We start from the raw sequence: 23,230 nt of genomic DNA on the forward strand, positions 1-23,230 counted from the left end.
CGTTACGCGATATATCGTGTGTCCAGGACGCGATATAACGCGGGAGGGGTCATGCCGCGCACATCCGAGTGGTCCATCAGCGAGGACCGCACGCTGACCTTCGACGGGGAGCCCGTGGAGGAGCTCCAGGTGCGGGTCGTCAGCGGCCTGGTCAACGTGGTGGGCACCACCGAGTCCACCACCCGGGTCGAGATCACCGAGGTCAAGGGGCCGCCGCTGGTGGTCCGCCGGGACGGGGGCACGCTCTCGGTCGCCTACGACGACCTGCCGTGGCAGGGCTTCCTCAAGTGGCTGGACCGCAAGGGCTGGCGGCGCAGCGCGGTGGTGTCGGTCTCGGTGCCCGCCGGCGCCCGGCTGACGGTGGGCCTGGTGGGCGCCTCGGCCGTGGTGAGCCGGATCGCGGGCCCCACGGACGTGCGGGGCGTCAGCGGGGACACCACGCTGGTCGGCCTCTCGGGCAAGGTGCACGCCGAGACGGTCTCGGGGGCTCTGGAGGCGCAGGGGCTGACCGGCCGGCTGCGGTTCAACTCGGTCTCGGGGAACCTGACGGTGATCGACCACCGCTCCCCCCAGCTCGCCGCCGACTCGGTCAGCGGGGACATGGTGGTGGACCTGGCGCCGTCGGCGCTGCCGCCTGAGCTGCGGCTCAACACCGTCTCCGGCGAGGTCGCGGTCCGGCTGCCGGAGGGCGTGAGCGCCGAGGTGTCGGCGAGCACCGCGAGCGGCCCCGTCTCCTCGGCCTTCGCCGAGCTGTCGGCGGTCGGCGGCTGGGGGGCCAGGCAGCTGTCCGGCACGCTGGGCGCGGGGGCCGGCAGCGTGCGGTGCAGCAGTGTCTCGGGCGCCCTGGCCCTGCTGCGCAGACCGCCGGCCGAGTACGACACGCCCGCCACCTCGCTGCGTAAGGACGCCTGACATGCCTCCCGTCTTCGGCCACGGCCGTCTCCGCCTCTACCTGCTGAAGCTGCTCGGGGAGGCGCCCCGCCACGGGTACGAGGTGATCAGGCTGCTGGAGGAGCGCTTCCAGGGGCTCTACGCGCCGTCCGCCGGCACGGTCTACCCGCGGCTCGCGAAGCTGGAGGCGGAGGGCCTGGTCACCCACTCGGAGGAGGGCGGCCGCAAGGTGTACTCGCTCACCCGGGAGGGCGAGCGGGAGCTGGCGGCGCGCGACACCGAACTGACGGACCTGGAGCGGGAGATCAGGGACTCGCTGGCGGCGCTCGCGGCCGACATCAGGGAGGACGTCAGCGGCTCGGCGCACGACCTGCGGCAGGAGGTCAGGGAGGCCGCCGCGGCGGCCCGCGGCGGCCGGCCGCCGGGCGGCGCCGGCGGGCAGCGGCACGGCGCGCATGAGCGGGCCGCCTGGAAGGCGGAGGCCAAGCGGGCCAGGGAGGAGGCCCGTCGGGCGCGCGACGAGGCGCGGACGGCCGGCGCCCGGGCCGGCGAGGAGGCGAGGGCCCAGTTCGAGCAGGCCGCGCGGCGCATCCAGGAGCGGGTGCAGACCAGGGCCGCCAGCGGCGACTGGTCGGGCGCGGTGCGCGAGGGGCTCGACGGCCTCAACCACGAGATCGGGGGCTGGAGCCGGTTCGTCGGCCCGAGCACCCCGTGGGCCTGGGGCCACCCGGTGCGGGAGGACGAGCCGGGCGGCGAGCCGGACGAGCCGGTGGCCGACCCGGAGCGCGAGCTGATCCGGCTCCTCGACCGCTTCCGGGACGACGTGCGGGACGCGGCCAGGGACCACGGCGTCTCCCAGGACCAGCTGCGCCACGCCCGCCGCCACCTGTCGGCGAGCGCCGCCCACCTGGTCGCGCTGCTGCGGCTCCCCGAGGACGGGTCCTAGGGCCGGACCGGGCCTAGCCTTCGGTCAGGGGCAGGGGTGGTTCCCCTCGCCCCAGGTGGTCCTGACGTCCGCCGCGGTGACGGCCCCGCAGACCAGCTCGGCGCGCGGCGGCTGTGCGGCGGCGACATGCAGGATGATCACCAGCTTGTCCTCGGTGGTGCGCCCGCCGCCGTCGGCGCCGGCGGGGTCGAGCCGGCCGGTGGCGCCGTCGAAGCCGTCCGGGCCGAGGCCCTGGTAGAGCACGCCCTGCACGAGGTCGCGGTCGAGCCGGCCGTTGGCCCGGCCGGTGCTCTCCCACGCCTGGTCCACGGCGGTGGCGAAATAGCGCAGCGCGTCCCAGGCCAGCGCGGGTCGCGGGTCGAGCGCGATGGCCCGGGCCACGTCGGCCGCGTCCGTCCCGCCGTAGGCCCGCTCGTAGGCGTCGGCGAAGGCCTGCCCCTCCTGGCTCTCCCGCAGCATCGGCCCGCCGCCGTCCAGCACGTAGTACAGGGAGAGCTCGGGGAAGACCCGCCAGGGCTCGTCCTCGGTGATCCGCACGTTGGAGATCTCGTCGCCGCCGAGCACGCTCACCCGCGGGCAGTCCTCCGACCGCACCCTCAGCTCCTGGAGGAAGAGCGGGAGTTCGCTGCCCCGCGCCGCCCAGACCAGGGCGGTGGCGGGCTCCTCGGCCAGCCGTCCGCACACCTCGGCCGCCAGCCGCGCCAGGGTGGGCGCCGGCTCGCCGGTCAGCGTCCCCTCGTCGCGCGGCAGGTCGTTCGACGGCGTGTAGAGCAGGGTGTCCAGCGGCCCCGGGTAGCTCTCCTGGAAGGAGCCGGCCAGGCCGCTGCTGTAGGCGTCGCGGGCGTCGGCCACCAGCACCGCCCGCTCGGCCGGGCGCCGCCGGCCGTCCGCGTCGGCGATCATCGGGGCGTCGGTGGCGAACGCGGCCATGGCGACCGCGGCCCTGCTGTTGGTGGGCGCGTTCTGGTAGTAGTGCGTGCCGTGGTCGAGCAGTTCGTCCGCGGTGCCGGCCATGCCGACCACCGGAAGCCCGGCCCGGCTCAGCACCTCGAGGGCCCGGTAGACGGTGTCCCGGCTCTGCGCCATCCCCACCACCCCGACGATCGACGGGTCCTCCTCGGCCAGGTCGACGACGTGCCGCGCCACCTGCACCGCGTCACGGAACCGGTCCCCCGCGTCGGCCGCGACCACCCGCAGCGGCACCCGCTCCCGGGTGCCCAGCGCCTGCGCGTTGCCGTGGCCCTGGGCCAGCGCGAGCCCGCGCAGCTGGGCGAGCGTCCCGCCGCGCACCGGATCGTCGGAGCCGGCGCCGCCGCTCAACGGCCCGATGTAGAAGACGGTGCGCGGCATCGGCAGCCCGTCCTCGGGACGCCAGTCGGCGGTGGCGGCGTCGACCGCGGCGTTCTGCTCCTCGATGCGCCCCAGCACCTCGCGGATGTCGGGGTCGGGGACGACCGGGCTGCCGAGCGTCGGCCCCTGCGGCCCCACGCAGGTGCCGTCCGAGCCCCGGAAGGTGCCGCCTGCGCACCCGTCGTCCCCGGGCAGCGGGACGAACGGCAGCAGGCCGGCGAGCAGCGCCACCGCCGTGAGTTCGGCGGCGAGTTCGGCGCGCGGCCCCAGGCGGTGCGGCCTGACCCGAAGGCGCCGCCGGCGCCGCAACTGGTAGGCGGCCCTGGGGTCGTCGGGGGCCTGGTCCTCGGGCACGGTGACCACGAGCCCGGTCACCGTGGCCACCAGGCGGGGGTCGGTCAGGCCGTCGACGAGCCAGTCGGCGGCGGCGTCGAAGCCGGTCTTCTCCTCGTCGGGGATCAGGCTGGCGAGCCCGTTCACCCCGGCCGCCACCACCAGCAGCGAGGTGGCGCCCCGGTCCTTGGCCTCGTTGCGCAGCTCCCTGATGAACCGCTGCACCCGCGAGTGCTCGTCGCCCGCGCGGTCGAAGAGCAGCACGTAGCGGTGGGCGCGCCGGCGGCGCCAGGGCCGCGGGAAGCCGCCGCGCACCGCCCGCTCCAGGTCGGTCATCATGGCCTGCACCAGCACCCGGTCCAGGTCCTCGAGGCCCTCGGCGCTGGACGCGGCCGGCACCAGGTCGCGCAGGTGGTCGAAGAGGGAGGCGGGGCCGCGTTGCCGGTCCGCCCAGGCGGTGAACCAGGCGAGCCGGCGCTTGGCGCGGGCCGTGAACAGCAGCCGGGGCAGCCCCTGGAAGGCCCAGCCGACCAGGAAGTTCCACACCGCCGCGGCGATGCCGCCGTCGCCCCTGATGCCGTCGCCGCGTTCCTCGCCCGCCACGTTCCACAGGGCCTGGGCGAGGGTGGACTCCTCGCGGTGCCTGGCGTAGAGGTGGTCGCGCATGCCCCGCCAGTGCCCCGACCTGATCGGCTCGGGCGCCGCGGCGACCGTCCTGAGCAGCCAGAGCCCGGGGAGCCTGAGCCGGCCGCCGTCACAGGCGCGGGTGGTGCGCCGCAGCTGCTCGCTGATCTCGTCGAACAGGTCGGGCGCCTCCGGGCCGCTCTCCGCGCCCGAGACGTAGGCGTGCGGGGTGAGCGGGCCGTGGTCGCCGTTGAGCCAGCGCCGCAGCCCCGTGGCGACGCGCCCGTCGACCGGGCCGGTGAGCAGCAGCACCGGCAGCCAGCTGCGCCGCCGCCGGGGCTGCTTGATCAACTGTTCGAGGGCATCGACGAACTCGCCCATCCCCCGGTACGCGGGTAACTCGCCCGCGTCTCCCCCCTGGTCGGTCATGGTCGCCTCCCCCAGCGCCATCCTCGTCCCCGTCCTGCTGGACGACGCCGGGGGCACTCGGAACGGTTCCGTCACATGGTGAGCACGATCTTCCCGAACTGTTCGCCGGCCGCCATCCGGGCGAAGCCCTCGCGCGCCCGGTCGAGCGGCAGCACCGTGTCGATCACCGGCCGGATGCCCTTGGCCGCGCAGAACGAGGCCAGCGAGGCCAGTTCCTCCCGGCTGCCCATGGTGGAGCCGACGACCTTGAGCTCCAGGAAGAAGATGCGGTTCAGCTCGGCGGAGGGCGGGGCCTGCCCCGAGGTGGCGCCGGAGATCACCAGGGTGCCGCCGGGCCGCAGCGACTTGACGGAGTGTGACCAGGTGGCGGCGCCGACCGTCTCCAGCACCGCGTCGACCCGCCTCGGCAGCCGCGCCCCCGACTCGAACGCGGCCTCGGCGCCGAGCGCCACGGCCCGCTCACGCTTGGCCGCGTCCCTGCTGGTGACCAGCATCCGCAGGCCCGCGGCGGCGCCGAGCACGACGGCGGCGGTGGCCACCCCGCCGCCGGCGCCCTGCACCAGCACGCTGTCGCCCGGGCGCACCCCGGCGTTGGTGAACAGCATCCGGTAGGCGGTCAGCCAGGCGGTGGGCAGGCAGGCCGCCTCCTCGAAGGACAGCTCCTTCGGCTTGGGCAGCACGTTCCACCGGGGCACGGCCACCCGCTCGGCGAGCGTGCCCTGGTACTTCTCGCTCAGCAACGTGCGGCGCTCGGTCGGGCCGACCCCGTGTCCGGTGGCCCCGATGACCGAGTACACGAGGACCTCGTTGCCGTCCTCGTCGACGCCGGCCGCGTCGCAGCCGAGCGTCATCGGCAGCGCCTCGGCGTCGAGCCCGACGCCGCGCAGGGACCACAGGTCGTGGTGGTTGAGGGAGGCGGCGCGGACGTCGACGACGGCCCAGTCGGCCCGGGCCTCGGGCTCGGGACGGTCGCCGAGCTCCAGGGCGTTCAGCGGCTGGTCGCGGTCGAAGCGCGCGGCATAGGCGGCAAACATGGCCCTCACGCTAGTACCGTCCCGCCGCTCCGTTCCAGAACCGGCGCTGGAGTGGGACGATGGAGAGTTCACGGCGCGGAGTTCACGGGGAGATGTCATGGGCACGGTTTTTCTGCGGCGTCTCAGCCGGTGGCAGGCGGAGTCGGAGCGCGCGGGCATCGGCGACCTCTACCTGGCGGCCCGCCAGGACGCGCCGGGCGTCTTCCCGCTGGAGCGCGAGGAGTTCGTCCGCCGGCTGGTCGACGAGGACACCGGCGAGCCGGAGTTCGACATGATGGTCGCCGGCGACCCGGCGCCCGTCGGCTGCGTCTACGGCTTCCGCGTCGACCGGGACGGCGACTGGTGGCGCGCGTTCACCGACGTGCCGCTGACGATCGACGAACTCACCACCTCCCGCCAGGTGTTCGTGATCGCCGCGCTCCTGGTCGCGCCGCACCGCAGGCGCCAGGGGGTGGCGACCAGGCTCCAGCGCGAACTGCTCGCCCGCCACCGGGCGGGCCTCCACCTCACCCTCCTCGACCCGGGCAACACCCCGGCCCGCACCGCCTTCCAGTCCTGGGGCTGGACCAAGGCCGGCCAACTCACCCCAACCGACGGCACGCCGCCACGGGAGGCGTGGATCGCCACGTAACGGGCGTGCCCGCGTAACGGGCGTGGCCGCCCTACCCGACCCGGCCGCGGCGTCGGGCCACCGCCGGGACGCTGTCCCACCCCGCGCTGCGCGCGGGGCGCCAGGGGCGTGCCGCTCCCCACGGAGTGCTGAGCGCCGCTCGGCGCGAAAAGCCCGAGCGCCGGCTCGGTCGGGCCGGAACACAGCCGGGGCCGTGCCCCGCGCCGCCCTGCGCGCGGCCGTGCCACTCGGCGTGAAGCGGAGCGCCGGCACCGTCGGGCCGGAACACACGGGGCCGGTGCCCCAGCCCCGCGCCGCGCGCGATGTGGCGCGTGAACGGACGCCACCCTGCCACTTGGCGCGAAGCGCCAAGGCACCCGGCCCGCCGGACACCGCTGCCGCGACCTGCCCTCCGGCGCGAAGCGCCGGCTCCACCGGGTCGGATCGCCACGGGCCTCGCCCCGCACCGCGCTCTGCCGCGTGCGCGCCACCGCGCCACTCGGCGCGGGAAGCGCCCAGGCAAGGGCTCCACCGGACCGGAACGCACGGGGCCGGCACCCCGCCCCGCGCTGCGCGCGACCGGGCCCACCCGGCGCGCGGCGCCAAGGCCCGGCCCCGCCGGACACTCACTGCCGCGGCGCGCGACGTCCCAGGGGACGCACCACCGTGCCACCCGGCGCGGAGCGCCAAGGCATCGGCGGAGCCGGTCGCCCGCTCGGCGCGGAGCGCCGAAGGGTCCGCTGTCGCCGGCGCTGCGCGCCGGTTCCGCAGGGCACGCCAGCCGCTAGAGGACCTTGGAGAGGAACGCCTGCGTCCTCGGGTGGCGGGGGCTGTTCAGCACGTCCCTCGGGTGTCCGGACTCCACGACCACGCCGTCGTCCATGAACACGAGCGAGTCGCCAACCTCGCGGGCGAAGCCCATCTCGTGGGTGACCACGATCATCGTCATGCCGTCCTCGGCGAGCCCCCGCATCACGTCGAGCACCTCGCCGACCAGCTCCGGGTCGAGCGCGGAGGTCGGCTCGTCGAACAGCATCAGCTTGGGGTCCATCGCCAGCGCCCTGGCGATCGCCACCCGCTGCTGCTGCCCGCCGGAGAGCTGGGCCGGGTAGTTGTCCACCCGGTCCGCGAGCCCGACCCTGGCCAGCAGGGCCTCGGCTCGCTCCCTGGCCGCCGCCCGCTTCATGCCCTTGACCTGGACCGGCGCCTCCATCACGTTCTCGGCGGCGGTCATGTGCGGGAAGAGGTTGAAGCGCTGGAACACCATGCCGATGTCCCGCCGCTGCGCGGCGACCTCGCGCTCCCGCATCTCGTAGAGCTTGTCGCCCTTCTGCCGGTAGCCCACCAGGTGGCCGTCCACGTAGAGCCGGCCGGCGTCGATCTTCTCCAGGTGGTTGATGCAGCGCAGGAACGTCGACTTGCCGGAGCCCGACGGGCCCACCAGGCAGAACACCTCGCCGGCGCGCACCTCCAGGTCGATGCCGCGCAACACCCGTACGGAACCGAACGACTTGTGGACCCGCTCGGCCCGCACCATCGGATGAGTCGACCCGCTCATATGCTCGTGCCTCCCACCTGGCTCGGGCTGCGCAGCGACGTCAGCTGCGCCCGCACCCGCTGCAACGGCGTGGCGGGCAAGGCCCTGTTGGTCCCCCGGGCGTAGTGACGCTCCAGGTAGTACTGGCCGATGCTGAACACCGTGGTCAGCACCAGGTACCAGACGGTGGCCACGAGCAGCAGTTCCATCACCGCCAGGTTGCGGGAGCTGATGGTGGTGGAGGCGCGGAACAGCTCGGTGTACTGGATGGCGTAGACCAGCGACGAGGTCTTCAGCATGTTGATGAACTCGTTGCCGGTCGGCGGGATGATCACCCGCATCGCCTGCGGCAGCACGATCCGGCGGGTGGTCTTGGCGCCGCTCATGCCGAGCGCGTGCGCCGCCTCCGTCTGCCCCGGGTCGACGGAGAGGATGCCGGCCCTGGCGATCTCGGCCATGTAGGCGGCCTCGTTGAGGCCGAGCCCGAGGAGCGCCGCGAGGAACGGCGTCATCACGTCGTTCATCTCGTTCTTGTACAGCGGCCCGAGGTTCACCGTGTCGAAGACGAACGACAGGTTGTACCAGAGGAACAGCTGCACCAGCACGGGCGTGCCCCGGAAGAACCAGATGTAGCCCCAGGCGACGCTGGAGAGCACCGGGTTCCTCGACAGCCGCATCACGGCGAGCAGGACCCCGAGCGCCACGCCGAGCAGCATGGAGAGCAGGGTGATCCACAGCGTCTTGCCGGCGCCCTCGATGATGGTGTCGTGGTCCAGGTAGTCGCCGACGACGCCCCAGTCGACGTCGGCGCCGGCGAACGCCCACACCAGCAGGCCGAGGACGGCCAGCACGGCGGCGGCGCCCACCCAGCGGCCGTAGTGGCGCACCGGGACGGCCTTGATCGGCACCGGGAGCTCGTGGGCCGTCTTCCCCGGTTCTGGTGACGGTACGGTCTTGGTCACGGCGCCGCCCCTACTGGCCGGCGTTGACGGTCGCCTCTTCGATGGCGCCGGCCTCCGCGTCCCACGCGGCCAGGATCTCGGCGTAGGTGCCGTCGTCGATGATCTGCTGGACGGCCGCCTGCAGCGCGTCGCGCAGCTCGGTGTCCTCCTTGTTGACGGCTATGCCGTAGGGCGCGGCGTCGATCTGCTCGCCGACCACCTCGAACAGCTCGCCGCCGCCCGCCTCGCGCTCGTTGTAGAGGGCCACCGGGAAGTCGGTGATCGCGGCGGCCGCGCGGCCGCTCTGCAGCGCCGTGATGGTCTCGGTGTCGACCTCGTTGATGATCGGGTCGATCGGCTCGTCGCAGTTCTCCTGCTGCGCCTCGATCACGGCCTCGTTGGCGGTGCCCTGCTGGGCGGCGACGGCCAGCCCGCACAGGTCGTCGAGGGACTGAATGCCCTCGGGGTTGCCGGCCGCGACCAGGATGGCGGAGCCGGCCTGGAAGTAGTTGACGAAGTCGGCGCCGCCCTCGGCGTCCTCGCTCACGCCCTGCTGCCGCTCGGCGGTGTCGGTCATCGCCGACATGATCACGTCGTGCCGGCCGTTGTTCATGCCGAGGATCAGGCCGTCGAAGGTGCCGTTCTCGAACTCGAACTCCACGCCGAGCACCTCGCCGAGCGCGGCCGCGATGTCCGGGTCGATGCCGGCTATCTCGTCGTTCTCGTCGTAGAACTCGATGGGCGCGTAGGCGATGTCGGATCCGACCTTGATCACGCCGGCCTGCTGGATGTCCTCCGGCAGCAGGTCGAAGAGCGGCGCGTCGGCACCGGCCTCCTGGCTCGCCCCGCCGTCACCGCCGCCGTCGCCGCCACCGCTGCCGGCGTCGTCGGTCTGGTCGCCGCAGGCCGTCAGCAGCAGCGCGCCGGTGGCGACGAGGGCCCCGAGCGCGGCGCGGCGTCGGGGGCGGCGGACGAGGTTGGCGCTCATGGCGTTGGTCCTCCAGGGGTCGCGGAGTATCCGAGGGGGCCGGGCACGCGTCTTCGGGTGTCACGACAGGGCAGATGCGATGGAGGGCATCCTCCCACTCCGTTCGACGTATTCGGCGGCCGCGAACGTCAAGATCGGATAACGGACACGTCGTACCGGTTACCGGGAGTGATGAACTGCCGGGCGCCTCGCCCGTCTTGCGCCCGCCCGCGCGCCGGTGAGAGATGCGTCACGCCCCCGTGGCGACGGTCGCGGGCGGGTAACCCCTGAGTGGGCCGGTGGCCGTGCGTTTCGCCCGCCGCGCTGCCACGGCCCGGTGTCAAGAGGAGCACTCGTCAAACGGCCGCGCCCAGCCTGGTCGCGGATCACGCTCGTCCCACGCGTGCTTGATCAGGTAGAACCGATCGATACACCCCTCACCCGGGGACCTGGACGCGTGTGCGGCGCGTCCGGCGTCCGCTGCCCACCCTCGCGGACGTGGTGCCCGCCCGTTCCCCGACCGGGGAGCGGCCACCCTCGATTCAGCGACGCAGTAAAGGGGTTACCCAGTGGCTTCGGAGACCGTCAATCCCAGCGACGGCAAGCTCACCGACACTCGACTCGACAGCGGGCTCGATACCGAGCTCGATCCGGCGTTCGCGCTCCACCGCGGCGGCAAGATGGCCGTCACGGCGACGGTTCCCGTGCGCGACCGCGACGACCTGTCGCTCGCCTACACGCCGGGCGTGGCCCGGGTGTGCGCGGCGATCGCGGAGCGTCCCGAGCTGGTCCACGAGTACACCTGGAAGTCGAAGGTCGTCGCCGTCGTCACGGACGGCAGCGCGGTGCTCGGCCTCGGCGACATCGGGCCCGAGGCCTCGCTGCCCGTGATGGAGGGCAAGGCGATCCTCTTCAAGCAGTTCGGCGGCGTGGACGCGGTGCCGGTGGCGCTCGACTGCCGCGACCCGGACGAGATCGTGGAGACGGTCGCCCGCCTCGCGCCGTCGTTCGGCGGCATCAACCTGGAGGACATCGCGGCGCCGCGCTGCTTCGAGATCGAGCGGAAGCTCCAGGAGCGGCTCGACATCCCGGTCTTCCACGACGACCAGCACGGCACGGCCGTGGTGACGCTCGCCGCCCTGCGGAACGCGGCGCGGCTGACCGGCCGGGCGCTGGCCGACCTGCGGGTGGTGATCTCCGGCGCGGGCGCGGCCGGGGTGGCCATCGCCAAGATCCTGCTGGGCGCGGGCGTCGGCGACGTGGTGGTCTGCGACCGGCGCGGCGTCGTGTCGACCGACCGGGACGACCTGACGGCCGTCAAGCGGGAGCTGGCCGAACTGACCAACGCGGGCGGCCTGACCGGCTCGCTCGAGTCGGCGCTGGCCGGCGCGGACGTCTTCGTCGGCGTGAGCGGCGGCACGGTCCCCGAGCCGGCGGTGGCGAAGATGGCGCCCGGCGCCTTCGTCTTCGCCATGGCCAACCCGGACCCGGAGATCCACCCGGACGTCGCCGCCCGCTACGCCTCGGTGGTGGCGACGGGGCGCAGCGACTACCCGAACCAGATCAACAACGTGCTGGCCTTCCCCGGCATCTTCGCGGGCGCGCTGCGGGTGGGCGCGAAGCGGATCACCGAGTCCATGAAGCTGGCCGCGGCCGAGGCGCTGGCCGCGGTCGTCGCCGACGAGCTCGCCCCCGACCGCGTCATCCCCTCCCCCTTCGACCCCCGCGTGGCCCCCGCCGTCGCGACGGCCGTCGCCGAGGCGGCGGAGAAGGAGGGCGTCCTCCGCTGACACCGCCTGCCGGCGGCAGCGACTCGAAGGCCGCGGGGGTGGTGGGGGACCTCGGGCCCCCACCACCCCCGGCCGCGGTTCCTTGGCCGGCTTCGCCGGCACGAAGACGCCGCGGGCGCCACCGGTCACGGGCGCGCCCGCGGCACCCGCCCGCACCGCAGACCACGGGCGGCCCGGCTGAGCCGGCCACCGGGCCCGTCCAAGGCGGACGCGGGCACAGCCGCCTTCGACGAGGCCAGGCCCCGCCTTCGGGCAACGAACCGCGCCGCGCCGGCGTCGGCACCGGCTCTGCCCGTGCCGGCGCCGCAGGCGCCCGCCGGCCCGTCCCGAAGGGCGGCTGACCGAGCCGGCCACAGCGCGAGCACAGCGCCCGCCGCGCAAGGCCGGCCGCAGGCCCGGCGACGCCGCCACGGGCGGCCCGGCTGAGCCGGCCCCACCCCGGGGACGACCACGCCGTGCCGACTACCGGGCCCGTCCATGACGGATGCGGGCGCACCACTTGCCCGGGCCACCCGTCGTACGGCGCACGCGTCGCCCGTCCGGTCCGAGGAGTCACGCCGGCCGCAGGCCAACCCACCGCGGAGCGGCAACGCACCGTCACGCCGGCCGCAGGCCAATCCGCCGCGGAGCCGCGAGAGCCGTCACGCCAGCGCGAGCACGACCGCGTCCGTCAGCGAGCACCACGCGGGGCGCGTCTCCGCGAAACCCGCGGAGCGCAACGCTTCGAGGTGCCACGCGACCGGCAGGGCGCCCTGGTCCGAGTGGTCGGCGCCGTGCTCCGGGCGTCCGTAGCGGGCGAACCGCCGCTCGGCCGCCTCGGCCAGTTCCGGCGCGGCGGCGACCTGCGCCCACCAGTCGGGCCAGTCGAGGACGCCGGCCGCGCGCGCCCCGGCCTGCCGGGACTCGGTGAACGCCCGCTCCGCCGCGTTGATGCGCGGCGTCGAGGGGTCCGGCATGTGGTCCGCGTTCAGGAACACGCCGCCGGGTCGGAGCAGCGTCGTGAGCCGCCCGTACAGCTCGCGCAGCGCGTCGGGGGTGAGCCAGTGGAGCGCGGTGGCGGTGAGCACGGCGTCATAGGTGTCGTGCGGCAGCAGGGAGGGCCAGTCCGGGTCCGTGAGGTCGGCCGTGACGAAGCCGGTCCGCTCGTCGCCGGCGAAGTGGCCGCGGGCGATGGTCAGCAGCGCCGGGTCCTGGTCGACGCCGGTGGTGACCGCGCCGGGGAAGCGCCGCAGCACCCGCGCCGTGATGGTGCCGGTGCCGCACGCCACGTCGAGGACCCGCGGCCGGTCGCCGACCAGCGCCTCGACGGCGTCCAGCATCACCCGGAACCGCTCCTCGCGGTCCGGCAGGTAGAACTCCTGCTGCCGGTCCCAACTGTCCTGCCACGCCTGCCAGTCCGCCATCGCCTTCCCTCCGGGAATCCGCATCGAGTAATAGGCGCCATCACCAAACATCCATTACGGGTACGCTGAGAACCCTAGGCCACTCCAGTAAGGAACACAATTGGAACTGACCTATTACTCGGACTTCGCCGTGCGCCTGGTGAACACCGAGGAGCCGCTGCGCGGCACCGACACCCTCACCTCGGTGGAGGCCGTGCGCGCCCTCTTCGGCGTGCACCAGTACGGCGCGCGCCGCGTCGGGGAGGCGGACGTGACGCGGCTGCGCGCCGTGCGGACCCGGCTGCGGGCCGTCTTCACGGCCGCCGCCGAGGGCGACGAGGCCAGGGCCGTCGACCTGCTGAACGCGCTGCTGCTCGAGTACCCGGCCAGCCCGCAGATCTCGGGGCACGACGAGCTCACCGACAGCGGCCGCCCCAACTGGCACCTGCACCTGGCCGAGCACCCGTCCAACGCGACCGCCGGATACGCCGCGATCGCCTGCATGGGCCTGGCGTTCCAGCTCACCGACCTCGGGGTCGACCGGCTCGGCGTCTGCGGGGCCGCCCCCTGCCGCAACGCCTATATCGACACATCGACAAACCGCTCCAAGCGCTACTGCTCGGACCGCTGCGCCACCCGCGCCAACGTCGCCGCCTACCGCGCCCGCAGACGCCGCGAACGCAGCCTCAACCACCGCACCGAGGACGGCAGCCAGCCGAGCACCGCCACCAGCGACCGCTGATGCCGCAGCGGCGGGCGCAGCCGCAGCACCGCCCGCGCCACCACGAGTCCGTCCGGCACCACGCCGAACTCCCGGCTGTCGTTGGTGACCAACGGGTTGTCCCCCACCACCCACCAGCCGCCATCCCGCCGCTCCGCCGCGCGCTTGACGATCAGCAGGTCGTGCTGGAAGGGATGCCGCACCACGACCACGTCCCCCGGCCGCACCCGCGCCCCGTAGCCGAGCAGCAACTGGTCGCCCGGCCGCAGCGTGGGCAGCATCGACGGGTTGTAGACCTCGGCGAGCCCCAGCTTCATCACACACCTCTCCTCACCCGCCATCGTCAGCCATCGGGCCGACTCCCGCATTGGACTTTTGACCTAGGCGACGCCGCACCGCCCGGCCCGCCCAGGAAAACCAGCCCTGCACGGAGTAATGTCGCCGTGAGAAGACGATCACGAGGAAGGACAGCTTCATGCTCTCCCGCCTGTTCGCCCCGAAGGTGAAGGTCAGCGCCCACTGCGACCTCCCCTGCGGTGTCTACGACCCGGCCCAGGCCCGCATCGAGGCCGAGTCGGTCAAGGCCATCCAGGAGAAGTACCAGGCCAACGAGGACCCGCACTTCCGCGCCCGCGCCACCACCATCAAGGAGGAGCGGGCCGAGCTGGCCAAGCACCACGTCTCGGTGCTCTGGAGCGACTACTTCAAGCCGCCGCACTTCGAGAAGTACCCGGAGCTCCACCAGCTGGTGAACGAGACGCTGAAGGCCCTCAGCACCGCCAAGGGGTCCACCGACCCGGCCACCGGCCAGAAGGCGCTCGACTACATCGCCCAGATCGACAAGATCTTCTGGGAGACCAAGAAGGCCTGACCGCCCGTTCGCACCGCGGTCGCCGTGCGGCGCCCCGTTCCGTTCCGGAACGGGGCGCTTCCCATGGGCCGTTCGGGGCATCCGGCGCCGCGGCCGGGCACCCGTCAGGGGGAACGCGGTGCCGGTTCGCGCCCCGGATCTCGTCCTCGTTCGTTTGAGAGCGCCCGCTTTCTGAACGAATCTGATCACACGGGCATCCGCCCGGCATCTGGCCAGACGGGACGGCGCAGCGATGGAGAACCCGAAACCGACACCGGCGGTGGCCACCGCCGTGGTGGACGGCTCGGGGACCATCACGGCCTGGAGCGAGGGCGCGGCGCTGCTGCTCGGTCTGCCGGCCGCCGAGGCCGTGGGCAGGGCGGCGGCCGAGCTGCTGGCCGAGCCCGTGCCGCCCGACGCCAGGGCGTCACTCGCCGCGCTCCCCCGCTGGAACGGCACACTGGCGCTGCGCCACCGCGCAGGACACGTGGTGCGCGCCGCGGTGATCGCGCACCGCAGGGAGCCGGACGAGGACGGCGACGGCTGGCTGCTGGTCAGCCGGCTCTCCGGCGGCGAGCCGCGTCCCGGCGAGGAGGAGCTCGCGGCCATCGCGTTCGAGCAGACGACGGCCGCGCTGGCCATCTACGACACCGACCTGCGGCTGCGCCGGTGGAACGAGGAGATGGCGCGCACCGTCGGGCTCACCGAGGACGAGGCGCGCGGCCTCCGGCTCTCCGAGATCGGCGGCAAGCCGCAGAGCCGGGACCTGGAGCAGCACCTGGCGTACGCCAGGGACACCGGTCGCCGGCAGGACCTGGACACCTTCCTGCGCACCGGCGGAGAGCGGCGGGAGCACGCCTGGGCCGCCTCCTTCGTGCCGTTGCGCGACCGTTCCGGCCGGCTGCGCGCCGTGTGCCTGACGGCCATCGACACCACCGAGCAGTACGCGGCCAGGCAGCGGCTCGCGGTCCTCAACGACGCGGCCGCGCGCATCGGCAGCTCGCTCGACGTCACCCGAACGGCCGAGGAGCTGGCCGAGGTGTGCGTGCCGTACCTCGCCGACCTCATCACCGTCGACCTGTTCGAGCCGCCGATGGAGGCGAACGCGTCGGCGCCCTGGCGGCGGCCGATGCGGCGGATCGCCGTGCGGTCCGTGCTGGAGGGCTGCCCGGAGGCCCTGACACCGACGGGCACCCTGACCAGCTACTCGCGGCACTCACCGCAGGCCCAGGCGCTGCGCGTCGGCCACTCGGTGCGCTACGCCCTGGAGGACCCCGCCCTGCGCCCGTGGTACGAGGAGCGGCCGCAACGGCTGGCGCGCTTCCGCGAGTTCGGGATCCACTCGATGATGACGGTGCCGATGCGGGCCCGCGGCGTCACGCTGGGCGTGGCGATGCTCGCCCGGCACCGCCGCCCCGAGCCGTTCGTCCACGACGACGTGCTGCTGGCCGAGGAGATCGCCGCCCGGGCCGCCGTCTGCGTGGACAACGCCCGCCGCTACACCCGCGAGCGCGAGGTGGCGCTGACGCTCCAGCGCAACCTGCTCCCCCGGGTGCTGCCCCGCCCCACGGCCGTCGCCACCGCCTCCCGCTACCGGCCGGCCGCGCCGCACACCGGGGTGGGCGGCGACTGGTTCGACGTCATCCAGCTCTCCGGCGCCCGGGTGGCGCTCGTGGTGGGCGACGTCGTCGGCCACGGCGTCCAGGCCTCGGCCACCATGGGCCGGCTGCGCACGGCGGTGCGGACGCTGGCGGACGTCGACCTGCCGCCCGACGAACTCCTCACCCATCTGGATGATCTGGTGGCGCGTCTCGCGATGGAGACCGGCGACCAGGGGGCGGCCGGCGACGTCGGCGCCACCTGCCTGTACGCCGTCTACGACCCGGTCTCGCGGATCTGCCAGCTGGCGCGGGCCGGCCACCCGCCGCCGCTGGTGCTCCCGCCGGACGGGGCGGCGCCCGAGGTGCTGCGGGTGCCGGCGGGGCCGCCGCTCGGCGTGGGCGGCCTGCCGTTCGAGGCGGTGGAGCGCGAGCTGCCGGAGGGCAGCCTGCTGACGCTCTGCACGGACGGTCTGTTGGCGACCCGCGACCGGGACATCGACGCCGGCTTCGCGCTGTTGCGGGAGGTGCTCGGCGGGCACCGGGACGAGCCGCTCGAGTCGCTGTGCGACACGGTGCTCGAAGCGCTGCTGCCGGCGGACGGGGCGCGCGACGACGTGGCGCTGCTGCTGGCCCGCACCCGGGCGCTCGGCGCCGACCGGACGGCGTTCTGGGACGTGCCGCCGGTCCCGGAGTCGGTGGGCGAGGCGCGGAAGCGGGTGGGCGAACGGCTGGCGGTCTGGGGTCTCGGCGAGGCGGAGGTCATGACCAGCGAGTTGCTCACCAGCGAGCTGGTCACCAACGCCCTCCGGCACGCCAGCCCGCCGATCGGGCTGCGGCTGATCCTCGACAAGGGCCTGATCTTCGAGGTGTGCGACGCCAGCAGCACGGCCCCGCACCTGCGCCGCGCCCGGTCGCTCGACGAGACCGGGCGCGGCCTGATGCTGGTCGCCCAGCTCGCCCGGCGCTGGGGTACCAGGCACACCCCGGCCGGCAAGGTGATCTGGGCCGAACTGCCGCTGCCCGAACCGCTGGCGGCGGGCCGTCCCGATGCCTGAGCGTCAGAGATCGCCGAGCGGCGGCGACGGTGGGCGGGCCGCGTCGTGCAGGACGACGAGACGCCGGGTGGGTCGGGTCAGCGCGACGTAGAGGTCGTTCAGGCCGCGCGGCGAGTCGGCGACGATCCGGTCGGGGTCGACCACGACCACCGAGTCGAACTCGAGTCCCTTGGCGGTCCTGGGGTCGAGCACGTCCACCCGGTCGGGAGCGGCGGCGCGCACCGGCCCGGCGAGCGCGGCGACCAGGCCGGCGGGCGCGATCACGCCCACCCGGCCCCCGGTGGTGCGGGCGCGCTCCGCTGCGGCCAACCGGCCGGCCGCGGCGGCCAGTTCGCCGGCCGGCACCGGCTCGCGCCAGGGCGCGACGCCGGCCGCCCGCACGGCGCGCGGCGCGGTGCGGGCGGCGTCGATCCGCCGCAGCACCGCCGCGGCCAGCTCGGCGATCTCGGACGGCAGGCGGTAGTTGACGGTCAGCTCGGCCAGCCGCCAGCGGTCCCCGACGTGCGGCGCGAGCACCCCCTCCCAGGACGGGGCGCCGGCCGGGTCCCCGGTCTGCGCGATGTCGCCGACGATCGTCATGGAGCGGGCCGGGCAGCGCCGCATCAGCAACCGCCAGGCCATCGGGGAGAGTTCCTGGGCCTCGTCCACCACGACGTGCCCGAACGCCCAGGTCCGGTCGGCGGCGGCGCGCTGGGCCTGGCCGCGGTGGTCGGCCTCCTCGTGCCGTTCGGCGAGCGTCTCGGCGTCCAGGAGGTCGTAGGCGGAGAGGAGTTCGGGCTCGTCGCCGTCGTCGAAGTCGGTGGTGCGGGAGCCGTAGGCGACGTCCAGTGCCTCCTGGGCCAGCCGCAGGCGCTCGGCGCGCTCGGCCGCCGCCGCGGCGCGCTCGGCGCGGTCGTCGACGCCGAGCAGTTCGGCGGCCTCGTCGAGCAGCGGCACGTCGGCCGGGCTCCAGCCGCGATGCGGGCCGCGCAACAGCGCGGCCCGCTCGGCGCGGTCGAGCCGGGGCGCGGCGGCGGCCAGGCGGCGGGGCGAGGCGTAGAGCTCGGCGAGCAGGCGCTGTGGGTCGAGGGCCGGCCAGAGGGCGTCGACGGCGGCCGCCACCTCGGGGCTCTCGCGCAGCTCGGTGACGATGGTCTCCTTGTCGGCGTCGGTGAGCAGGCTGCCGCCGTCGAGCGGGTCGGTGCCGTAGCGCTCGCTCGCGGCACGCGCCAGCGCCTCGATCATCCAGCGCCGGAACCAGGGGCGGGCCTCGTTGTGCGGCAGCCGGGTCTCGCGGGCCCTGGCGCGGATCCGCAGGCACGTCTCCCGGTCGAGGGAGAGCCGCTCGCCGTCGTGGACGACCTCGAAGCGCTCGCCCTCCTCCGGAACCCGCTGCCGGTCCCGGACGGCGGCGGCGACCACCTCGGCCATGTCGAGCCGGCCCTTCAGCTCGACGACTTCCGGGGCCTCGGCGAGCTCGGCGCGGACGCCGGGGAAGAGCTCGCCGACGGTGGCGAGCAGCACGCCGGTCTCGCCGAGCGACGGCAGCACGTCGCCGATGTAGCGCAGGAAGGTGGCGTTGGGGCCGACCACCAGCACCACGCTCCTGGTGAGCCGTTCGCGGTGGGTGTAGAGGAGGTAGGCGGCGCGGTGCAGGGCGACGGCGGTCTTGCCGGTGCCCGGGCCCCCCTGGACGACGAGCACGCCGGCGTGGTCGGCGCGGATGATGTCGTCCTGCTCGGCCTGGATGGTGGCGACGATGTCGGCCATCCGGCCGGTCCGCTCGGCGTCGAGCGCGTCGAACAGGGCGGAGTCACCCGTCGGTTCGGCGCCGCGGTCGAACTCCTCGTCCTGCACGCCGGTCACCCGCCGGCCCTCGGTCCTGATATGCCGGCGGCGCCTGACGTTTTCCGTGGAAACGGCGGTGGCCACATAGAAAGGGCGGGCCGCGGGGGCGCGCCAGTCGATCAGCAGCGGCTCGTAGTCGGTGGTGTCGTCGAGGATTCCGATACGGCCGATATGGCGGCGCTCGCCGTCGCGCATGTCGAGCCGGCCGAAGCAGAGACCGTTCTCGACCGAGTCGAGCCGGGCCGCCCGACCGGCCAACTCGGCGGCCGCCACGTCCCGTTCGGCGAGCCCCTGGTGACCGAGCCCGGTGCTGGCCAGCACCTGGTCGAGCCGCGCCCTGGTCTCCCCGCGCAGCGCGTCGAGGCGGTCGTAGAGCCGCGTCAGATATTCCTGTTCCTGGTCGTGCATTCCGCCGCTTGACACTTCGGTCCCCACCTCACTAGAATTCCCTTTGTATCCCGCCTGCTTGACGCCACCTGGAAAGCGTCAAACCACGGAATATACCGGGGAATTCCGACCGCCGCCAGCGCGCGGCGGTTTTTCGTTTCCCCCTATTCGCGCCGGCCCCGCCCGGCCGCCAGGCGCTCGCAGAGCGCGAGCACCGCCTCCCGATTCGCCTCGACCAGCACGCTGGCCGGCCAACGGGCCCACTCCCCCCTAGCGTTGAGATAGCGCCCGGTCACGCCGCCGAGCTCGGGATCGCCGGCGAGCCGCACGCTGGATCGCGCCGCCTTCGCGAGGTCGCCGAGCAGCACGGGCCCGAGCAGCCGGATCAGCGGCGCCAACGGGCGGTAGACGTAGGGGAAGGCGCGGGCCGGGGTGGCCCGGTTGCCCGGCGTGTAGGCGTGCCCGGGATAGGCCACGTTCACCGTGACGCCGGAGCCGGCCAGGCGCTCCGCGAGGGCGAGACTCAGCGCCATCAGGGCGGTCTTGGTGTGGTTGTAGTGGCTGAAGGTCCAGCCGCGGTAGCGCCGTTCGCCCTGGAGGTTGGTCGGGTCGATCGGGCCGTCGGGCAGGCCGCCGGTGAGGTTGACGACGCGGGCGCCGCCGTCGGCCGCGCGCAGCGCCGGCAGCAGTCCCGTGGTCAGCACGTAGGGCGCCAGCACGTTGGCCGCGAAGGCGGTCTCGACGCCGTCCTCGGTGAGCGTGCGGTCGGCCGGGTTCACGCCGAAGTTGTTGACCAGCACGTCGAGCCCGCCGCGCCGCGCGGAGACCTCGGCCACCAGCCGCCGCAGGTCGGCCAGCCTGGTCAGGTCGGCCGGGAACGCCTCCCCACCGATCTCCCGCGCCGCGGCCGCCGCCCGGCCCGCGTCCCGCCCCACCACGACCACCCGGGCACCGAGCGCGGCGAGCCCGCGCGCCGTCTCCCTACCGATCCCCCCGGTGCCGCCCGTCACCAGGACCGTCCTGCCGCGCACAGCCATCAACTCCTTCACCCGACGACTAATCTGTCACCCGGTGACAGGATAGCCATCGAGTACCGATCTCTAGACTCTGGGCATGAGCGGCGACGAGGAAGCGGCCCCGGGCCTGCGCGAACGCGCCAGGCACGCGGTCCGGGCGGAGTTGGCCAGGTTGGCACTCGACCTGTTCACCAGCAGGGGCTACGAGGAGACGACCGTCGAGGACGTGGCCCGGGCCGCCGGCATGTCCAAGCGCAGCTTCTTCCGCTACTTCCCCACCAAGGAGGACGTGGTCTTCGGCGACCTGGAGCTGATGGCGGCGCGGATCGCCGAGGAGATCGCGGGCCGGCCCGCCGACGAGCCGCCCTGGCGCTGCCTGACCGCCGTGCTCGCCGACTGGCAGGACCGCATCCACGCCGGGCAGCGCGAGCTGACCGGGCTGCGGCTGATCGAGTCCAGCCCCACGCTGCGCGCCCGACTGCACCAGAAGCGCGACGAGTTGCGCGCGCTGGTCGCCGAGGCGCTGCGCGCGCGCCCCGGCGCGCGCCTCGACGCGTTCACCGCCGACCTGCTCACCGGCGCCGCCGCGGCGGCCCTGGACGCGGCGGGGCGCGAGTGGCTGCGCAGCGAGGGCCGCGCCGACCGGGCCGCGCTGCTGACGCGCGCCTTCGCGCTGCTCGAACCCCGAGACGCCGCCCCCGATGTCGGTGCCACCGCCTAGGGTTGCGGACATGGCACCACCCAAGGCCCCCCTGCCACCCGCGACCCGCTCGATGACGCTCCTCGCCGCCGCCGTGCTGGTGCACGACCTCGCGGAGCGGCGCGTCGTACTCCTCCAGCGCGGCCCCGAGGCCAAGTTCGCGCCCGGCCACTGGGACCTGCCGGTCGGCAAGAGCGACCCGGGCGAGCCCGTCACGCACACCGCCGTCCGCGAGTTGGCCGAGGAGACGGGCCTCGTCGTCGACCCTGCCGAACTGCGCCTGGCGCACGTGGTGCACGGCGCACACGGCGTGGAGTCGCCGAACGGCTTCATCACCGTGATCTTCGCGGCCCACCGCTGGAGCGGCACCCTGCACAACCGTGAGCCGGAGAAGCACTCCCGCGCCGCATGGGTCCCGGTCGACGCGATACCCGAGCCGCTGGTGTTCGGCGAGGAGCGCGTCATCCACCGCTGCCTGGCCGGCGATCCGGGCGTCAGCCTGCCGGGTTGGGCCTGACGGCGACCGACCACGGCCGACCCCGCCGGACCGCCGGCGCAGTACGATCAACGATCATGGCGCTGCCACCCCCGCAACGCCGCGTCGTCGCCGAGGAATTGGCGCCGCAAGGCTGGCCACAGTAAGCACCGGATGCATTACGATGAGTAATACCGCCGAGATGGTCAGGGCCGCCGGCGCATCCCACGGCAGGCGACAGCGCGCCGGGGATCGCGGTAGCGTCGCAGGGCGTACCAGGGCATCCGGCAGGTGCCAGGGAGCGCTCAATCAGTGTGAGTCTCTGTGGAGGTGAGGGTGTCCCCAATCCCAGGTGAGCCCGGATCGCAGGACTTCGTCGAAGTCCGACTGCCGGCCGCCGGCGCCTATCTGTCGGTGCTGCGGACGGCCACCGCCGGCCTCGCGGCCCGACTGGACTTCACCCTCGACGAGATCGAGGACCTGCGCATCGCGGTCGACGAGGCCTGCGCCATCCTGCTGCAACAGGCCAAGCCGGGCAGCGTCCTCGACTGCGTCTTCACGCTGGTGGGTGACGCGCTGCGGGTCACGGTCTCGGCCCCGACCACCGAGGGCCACGCCCCGGAGCGGGACACCTTCGCGTGGACCGTGTTGACCGCCCTGGCGGGCGAGGTCGAGTCGGCCGTCGGCGAGGACAAGACGGTCAGCATCAGCCTGCACAAGAAGCGCGGCGCCGCCCCCGGAGCGCCGTGACCGGCGATCGGGGCCCGTCAGACGATGAGGGGGCCGAGGTGAACGAGGTGGAACAGACGGCGACAGCGGCCGCGGCCGCGATCCCCGAGCAGGCGGAGCCGACGAGGAGCGCCCCGCGGCGCCCCACGCCCGATCCGCGCGACCGGAGCGCCGCGCGCGATCTCTTCGTCGAGCTGCGCGGGCTCCCGCCGGGCTCGCCGGAGCGCGCGGAGCTGCGCAACACCCTGGTCAGGATGCATCTGCCGTTGGTCGAGCACCTCGCCAGGCGTTTCAGGAACCGGGGCGAGCCGCTCGACGACCTGACCCAGGTCGCCACCATCGGCCTGATCAAGTCCGTCGACCGGTTCGACCCGGAGCGCGGCGTCGAGTTCTCGACCTATGCCACGCCCACGGTGGTCGGGGAGATCAAGCGGCACTTCCGCGACAAGGGCTGGGCGGTCCGGGTGCCGCGCCGGCTCCAGGAGCTGCGGCTCTCACTCGGCCAGGCCACGGCCGAGCTGTCGCAGCAGCACGGCCGCGCCCCCACGGTGCACGAGTTGGCCCGCCGGCTCAACATCTCGGAGGAGGACGTGCTCGAGGGCCTGGAGTCGGCCAACGCGTACAGCACGCTCTCCCTCGACGTGCCGGACACCGACGACGAGTCCCCGGCCGTCGCGGACACCTTGGGTGCCGAGGACGACGCGCTGGAGGGCGTGGAGTACCGGGAGTCGCTCAAGCCGCTGCTTGAGGAACTGCCGCCGCGCGAGAAGAAGATCCTGCTGCTGCGCTTCTTCGGCAACATGACCCAGTCGCAGATCGCCCAGGAGGTCGGCATCTCCCAGATGCACGTCTCCCGCCTGCTGGCCCGCACGCTCGCCCAACTGCGCGAGAAGCTGCTGGTCGAGGAGTAGGGGTCGGCAACCACGACCCCAGCACGCCCGGCCAGAGAGCGAATCCGCCAAGCCCGCCCGGCCAGGGCCGCGCTGGTCGAGGAGTAGCGGCGCACGCCAGGGCCGGGCGGCACCCCGTCCGGCC

At 74.1% G+C, this 23,230-nt stretch carries 20 protein-coding genes; 11 read left to right on the forward strand and 9 right to left on the reverse strand.

The genetic code is table 11. The annotated features are described in order from the left end of the window. Positions 1-51: 51 nt before the first annotated feature. Both RNC47_RS14135 and RNC47_RS14140 read left to right on the forward strand, forming a co-directional pair. Complete coding sequence (locus RNC47_RS14135; RefSeq protein WP_311598801.1) at positions 52-912, forward strand: DUF4097 family beta strand repeat-containing protein; 861 nt, start codon at positions 52-54, stop codon at positions 910-912. A 1-nt stretch (position 913) separates the two neighbouring features. Continuing rightward, positions 914-1,837: a PadR family transcriptional regulator gene (locus tag RNC47_RS14140; protein ID WP_311598803.1), complete on the forward strand. Its 924-nt coding sequence runs from the start codon at positions 914-916 to the stop codon at positions 1,835-1,837. 24 nt (positions 1,838-1,861) lie between these two features. Here the strand turns inward: RNC47_RS14140 and RNC47_RS14145 are convergent, their stop codons facing one another. Together RNC47_RS14145 and RNC47_RS14150 are read right to left on the reverse strand one after the other, a co-directional pair. Beyond that, positions 1,862-4,573 (reverse strand): ABC transporter substrate-binding protein, encoded by a 2,712-nt coding sequence (locus RNC47_RS14145; RefSeq protein ID WP_311598804.1) that lies wholly within the window; start codon positions 4,571-4,573, stop codon positions 1,862-1,864. Positions 4,574-4,644: 71 nt separating this feature from the next. After that, a complete protein-coding gene (locus tag RNC47_RS14150) occupies positions 4,645-5,607 on the reverse strand; it encodes a zinc-binding dehydrogenase (RefSeq protein WP_311598806.1) in 963 nt (320 codons plus the stop codon). Positions 5,608-5,704: 97 nt separating this feature from the next. On the opposite strand from RNC47_RS14150, the gene RNC47_RS14155 reads away from it, so the two are divergent. Continuing rightward, positions 5,705-6,238 carry a GNAT family N-acetyltransferase gene (locus RNC47_RS14155; protein ID WP_311598808.1) on the forward strand — a complete coding sequence of 178 codons (534 nt, stop codon included), beginning with the start codon at positions 5,705-5,707 and terminating at the stop codon, positions 6,236-6,238. Between the two features lie 763 nt (positions 6,239-7,001). Here RNC47_RS14155 and RNC47_RS14160 read toward each other — a convergent pair. Genes RNC47_RS14160 through RNC47_RS14170 form a run of 3 tightly spaced genes read right to left on the reverse strand, consistent with a single transcriptional unit; the run spans position 7,002 to position 9,683 of the window. Further along, a complete protein-coding gene (locus tag RNC47_RS14160) occupies positions 7,002-7,754 on the reverse strand; it encodes an amino acid ABC transporter ATP-binding protein (protein WP_311598928.1) in 753 nt (250 codons plus the stop codon). A gap of 17 nt (positions 7,755-7,771) precedes the next feature. Continuing rightward, positions 7,772-8,716 (reverse strand): amino acid ABC transporter permease, encoded by a 945-nt coding sequence (locus RNC47_RS14165; RefSeq protein WP_311598811.1) that lies wholly within the window; start codon positions 8,714-8,716, stop codon positions 7,772-7,774. Positions 8,717-8,726: 10 nt separating this feature from the next. After that, positions 8,727-9,683 carry an ABC transporter substrate-binding protein gene (locus RNC47_RS14170; RefSeq protein ID WP_311598813.1) on the reverse strand — a complete coding sequence of 319 codons (957 nt, stop codon included), beginning with the start codon at positions 9,681-9,683 and terminating at the stop codon, positions 8,727-8,729. A gap of 548 nt (positions 9,684-10,231) precedes the next feature. On the opposite strand from RNC47_RS14170, the gene RNC47_RS14175 reads away from it, so the two are divergent. Continuing rightward, complete coding sequence (locus RNC47_RS14175; protein ID WP_311598814.1) at positions 10,232-11,452, forward strand: NAD(P)-dependent malic enzyme; 1,221 nt, start codon at positions 10,232-10,234, stop codon at positions 11,450-11,452. Positions 11,453-12,093: 641 nt separating this feature from the next. Here the strand turns inward: RNC47_RS14175 and RNC47_RS14180 are convergent. Beyond that, entirely contained in the window at positions 12,094-12,879 is a 786-nt protein-coding gene (locus tag RNC47_RS14180) for a class I SAM-dependent methyltransferase (RefSeq protein ID WP_311598816.1), read from the reverse strand. A gap of 76 nt (positions 12,880-12,955) precedes the next feature. On the opposite strand from RNC47_RS14180, the gene RNC47_RS14185 reads away from it, so the two are divergent. Continuing rightward, positions 12,956-13,576, forward strand: coding sequence for a CGNR zinc finger domain-containing protein (locus RNC47_RS14185; protein WP_311598818.1), 621 nt, complete (start codon positions 12,956-12,958; stop codon positions 13,574-13,576). On the opposite strand, the gene sodX is transcribed toward RNC47_RS14185, so the two are convergent. Continuing rightward, positions 13,489-13,923, reverse strand: a complete 435-nt coding sequence (gene sodX, locus RNC47_RS14190) for a nickel-type superoxide dismutase maturation protease (RefSeq protein WP_311598820.1) — start codon at positions 13,921-13,923, stop codon at positions 13,489-13,491. The two genes, RNC47_RS14185 and sodX, sit on opposite strands and share 88 nt — an antisense overlap. Positions 13,924-14,030: 107 nt before the next feature. On the opposite strand from sodX, the gene sodN reads away from it, so the two are divergent. Together sodN and RNC47_RS14200 are read left to right on the forward strand one after the other, a co-directional pair. After that, positions 14,031-14,426 (forward strand): superoxide dismutase, Ni, encoded by a 396-nt coding sequence (gene sodN / locus RNC47_RS14195; RefSeq protein ID WP_311598822.1) that lies wholly within the window; start codon positions 14,031-14,033, stop codon positions 14,424-14,426. Positions 14,427-14,658: 232 nt separating this feature from the next. Continuing rightward, on the forward strand, positions 14,659-17,061 hold the full coding sequence (locus RNC47_RS14200; protein ID WP_311598824.1) for a SpoIIE family protein phosphatase: 2,403 nt from the start codon (positions 14,659-14,661) through the stop codon (positions 17,059-17,061). A 3-nt stretch (positions 17,062-17,064) separates the two neighbouring features. Here the strand turns inward: RNC47_RS14200 and RNC47_RS14205 are convergent, their stop codons facing one another. Both RNC47_RS14205 and RNC47_RS14210 read right to left on the reverse strand, forming a co-directional pair. After that, on the reverse strand, positions 17,065-19,296 hold the full coding sequence (locus RNC47_RS14205; RefSeq protein ID WP_311598930.1) for a HelD family protein: 2,232 nt from the start codon (positions 19,294-19,296) through the stop codon (positions 17,065-17,067). A gap of 143 nt (positions 19,297-19,439) precedes the next feature. Continuing rightward, positions 19,440-20,312, reverse strand: a complete 873-nt coding sequence (locus RNC47_RS14210) for an SDR family NAD(P)-dependent oxidoreductase (protein ID WP_394814784.1) — start codon at positions 20,310-20,312, stop codon at positions 19,440-19,442. Between the two features lie 76 nt (positions 20,313-20,388). Here RNC47_RS14210 and RNC47_RS14215 point away from each other — a divergent pair, with 76 nt between their 5' ends. From RNC47_RS14215 to RNC47_RS14230, 4 genes are all read left to right on the forward strand, one after another. Next, positions 20,389-21,012 (forward strand): TetR family transcriptional regulator, encoded by a 624-nt coding sequence (locus tag RNC47_RS14215; protein WP_311598828.1) that lies wholly within the window; start codon positions 20,389-20,391, stop codon positions 21,010-21,012. A gap of 10 nt (positions 21,013-21,022) precedes the next feature. Next, a complete protein-coding gene (locus RNC47_RS14220) occupies positions 21,023-21,508 on the forward strand; it encodes an NUDIX domain-containing protein (protein WP_311598830.1) in 486 nt (161 codons plus the stop codon). Positions 21,509-21,802: 294 nt separating this feature from the next. Further along, complete coding sequence (locus RNC47_RS14225; RefSeq protein WP_311598832.1) at positions 21,803-22,216, forward strand: ATP-binding protein; 414 nt, start codon at positions 21,803-21,805, stop codon at positions 22,214-22,216. Beyond that, positions 22,105-23,106 (forward strand): RNA polymerase sigma factor SigF, encoded by a 1,002-nt coding sequence (locus tag RNC47_RS14230; RefSeq protein ID WP_311598834.1) that lies wholly within the window; start codon positions 22,105-22,107, stop codon positions 23,104-23,106. Before RNC47_RS14225 ends, RNC47_RS14230 begins: the two co-directional genes overlap by 112 nt. The last annotated feature ends 124 nt before the right edge of the window (positions 23,107-23,230 follow it).

Source organism: Streptomyces millisiae (assembly GCF_031845425.1).
Classification (GTDB): Bacteria; Actinomycetota; Actinomycetes; order Streptomycetales; family Streptomycetaceae; genus Streptomyces; species Streptomyces millisiae.

What these genes read in the sequence shown, in the direction of transcription:
- RNC47_RS14135 (WP_311598801.1), top strand. Translation starts at nt 52, where the DNA reads ATGCCGCGCACATCCGAGTGGTCCATCAGCGAGGACCGCACGCTGACC.
- RNC47_RS14140 (WP_311598803.1), top strand. Translation starts at nt 914, where the DNA reads ATGCCTCCCGTCTTCGGCCACGGCCGTCTCCGCCTCTACCTGCTGAAG.
- RNC47_RS14145 (WP_311598804.1), bottom strand. Translation starts at nt 4,573, where the DNA reads ATGACCGACCAGGGGGGAGACGCGGGCGAGTTACCCGCGTACCGGGGG.
- RNC47_RS14150 (WP_311598806.1), bottom strand. Translation starts at nt 5,607, where the DNA reads ATGTTTGCCGCCTATGCCGCGCGCTTCGACCGCGACCAGCCGCTGAAC.
- RNC47_RS14155 (WP_311598808.1), top strand. Translation starts at nt 5,705, where the DNA reads ATGGGCACGGTTTTTCTGCGGCGTCTCAGCCGGTGGCAGGCGGAGTCG.
- RNC47_RS14160 (WP_311598928.1), bottom strand. Translation starts at nt 7,754, where the DNA reads ATGGTGCGGGCCGAGCGGGTCCACAAGTCGTTCGGTTCCGTACGGGTG.
- RNC47_RS14170 (WP_311598813.1), bottom strand. Translation starts at nt 9,683, where the DNA reads ATGAGCGCCAACCTCGTCCGCCGCCCCCGACGCCGCGCCGCGCTCGGG.
- RNC47_RS14180 (WP_311598816.1), bottom strand. Translation starts at nt 12,879, where the DNA reads ATGCGGATTCCCGGAGGGAAGGCGATGGCGGACTGGCAGGCGTGGCAG.
- sodX (WP_311598820.1), bottom strand. Translation starts at nt 13,923, where the DNA reads ATGCGGGAGTCGGCCCGATGGCTGACGATGGCGGGTGAGGAGAGGTGT.
- sodN (WP_311598822.1), top strand. Translation starts at nt 14,031, where the DNA reads ATGCTCTCCCGCCTGTTCGCCCCGAAGGTGAAGGTCAGCGCCCACTGC.
- RNC47_RS14200 (WP_311598824.1), top strand. Translation starts at nt 14,659, where the DNA reads ATGGAGAACCCGAAACCGACACCGGCGGTGGCCACCGCCGTGGTGGAC.
- RNC47_RS14205 (WP_311598930.1), bottom strand. Translation starts at nt 19,296, where the DNA reads ATGCACGACCAGGAACAGGAATATCTGACGCGGCTCTACGACCGCCTC.
- RNC47_RS14210 (WP_394814784.1), bottom strand. Translation starts at nt 20,312, where the DNA reads ATGGCTGTGCGCGGCAGGACGGTCCTGGTGACGGGCGGCACCGGGGGG.
- RNC47_RS14215 (WP_311598828.1), top strand. Translation starts at nt 20,389, where the DNA reads ATGAGCGGCGACGAGGAAGCGGCCCCGGGCCTGCGCGAACGCGCCAGG.
- RNC47_RS14220 (WP_311598830.1), top strand. Translation starts at nt 21,023, where the DNA reads ATGGCACCACCCAAGGCCCCCCTGCCACCCGCGACCCGCTCGATGACG.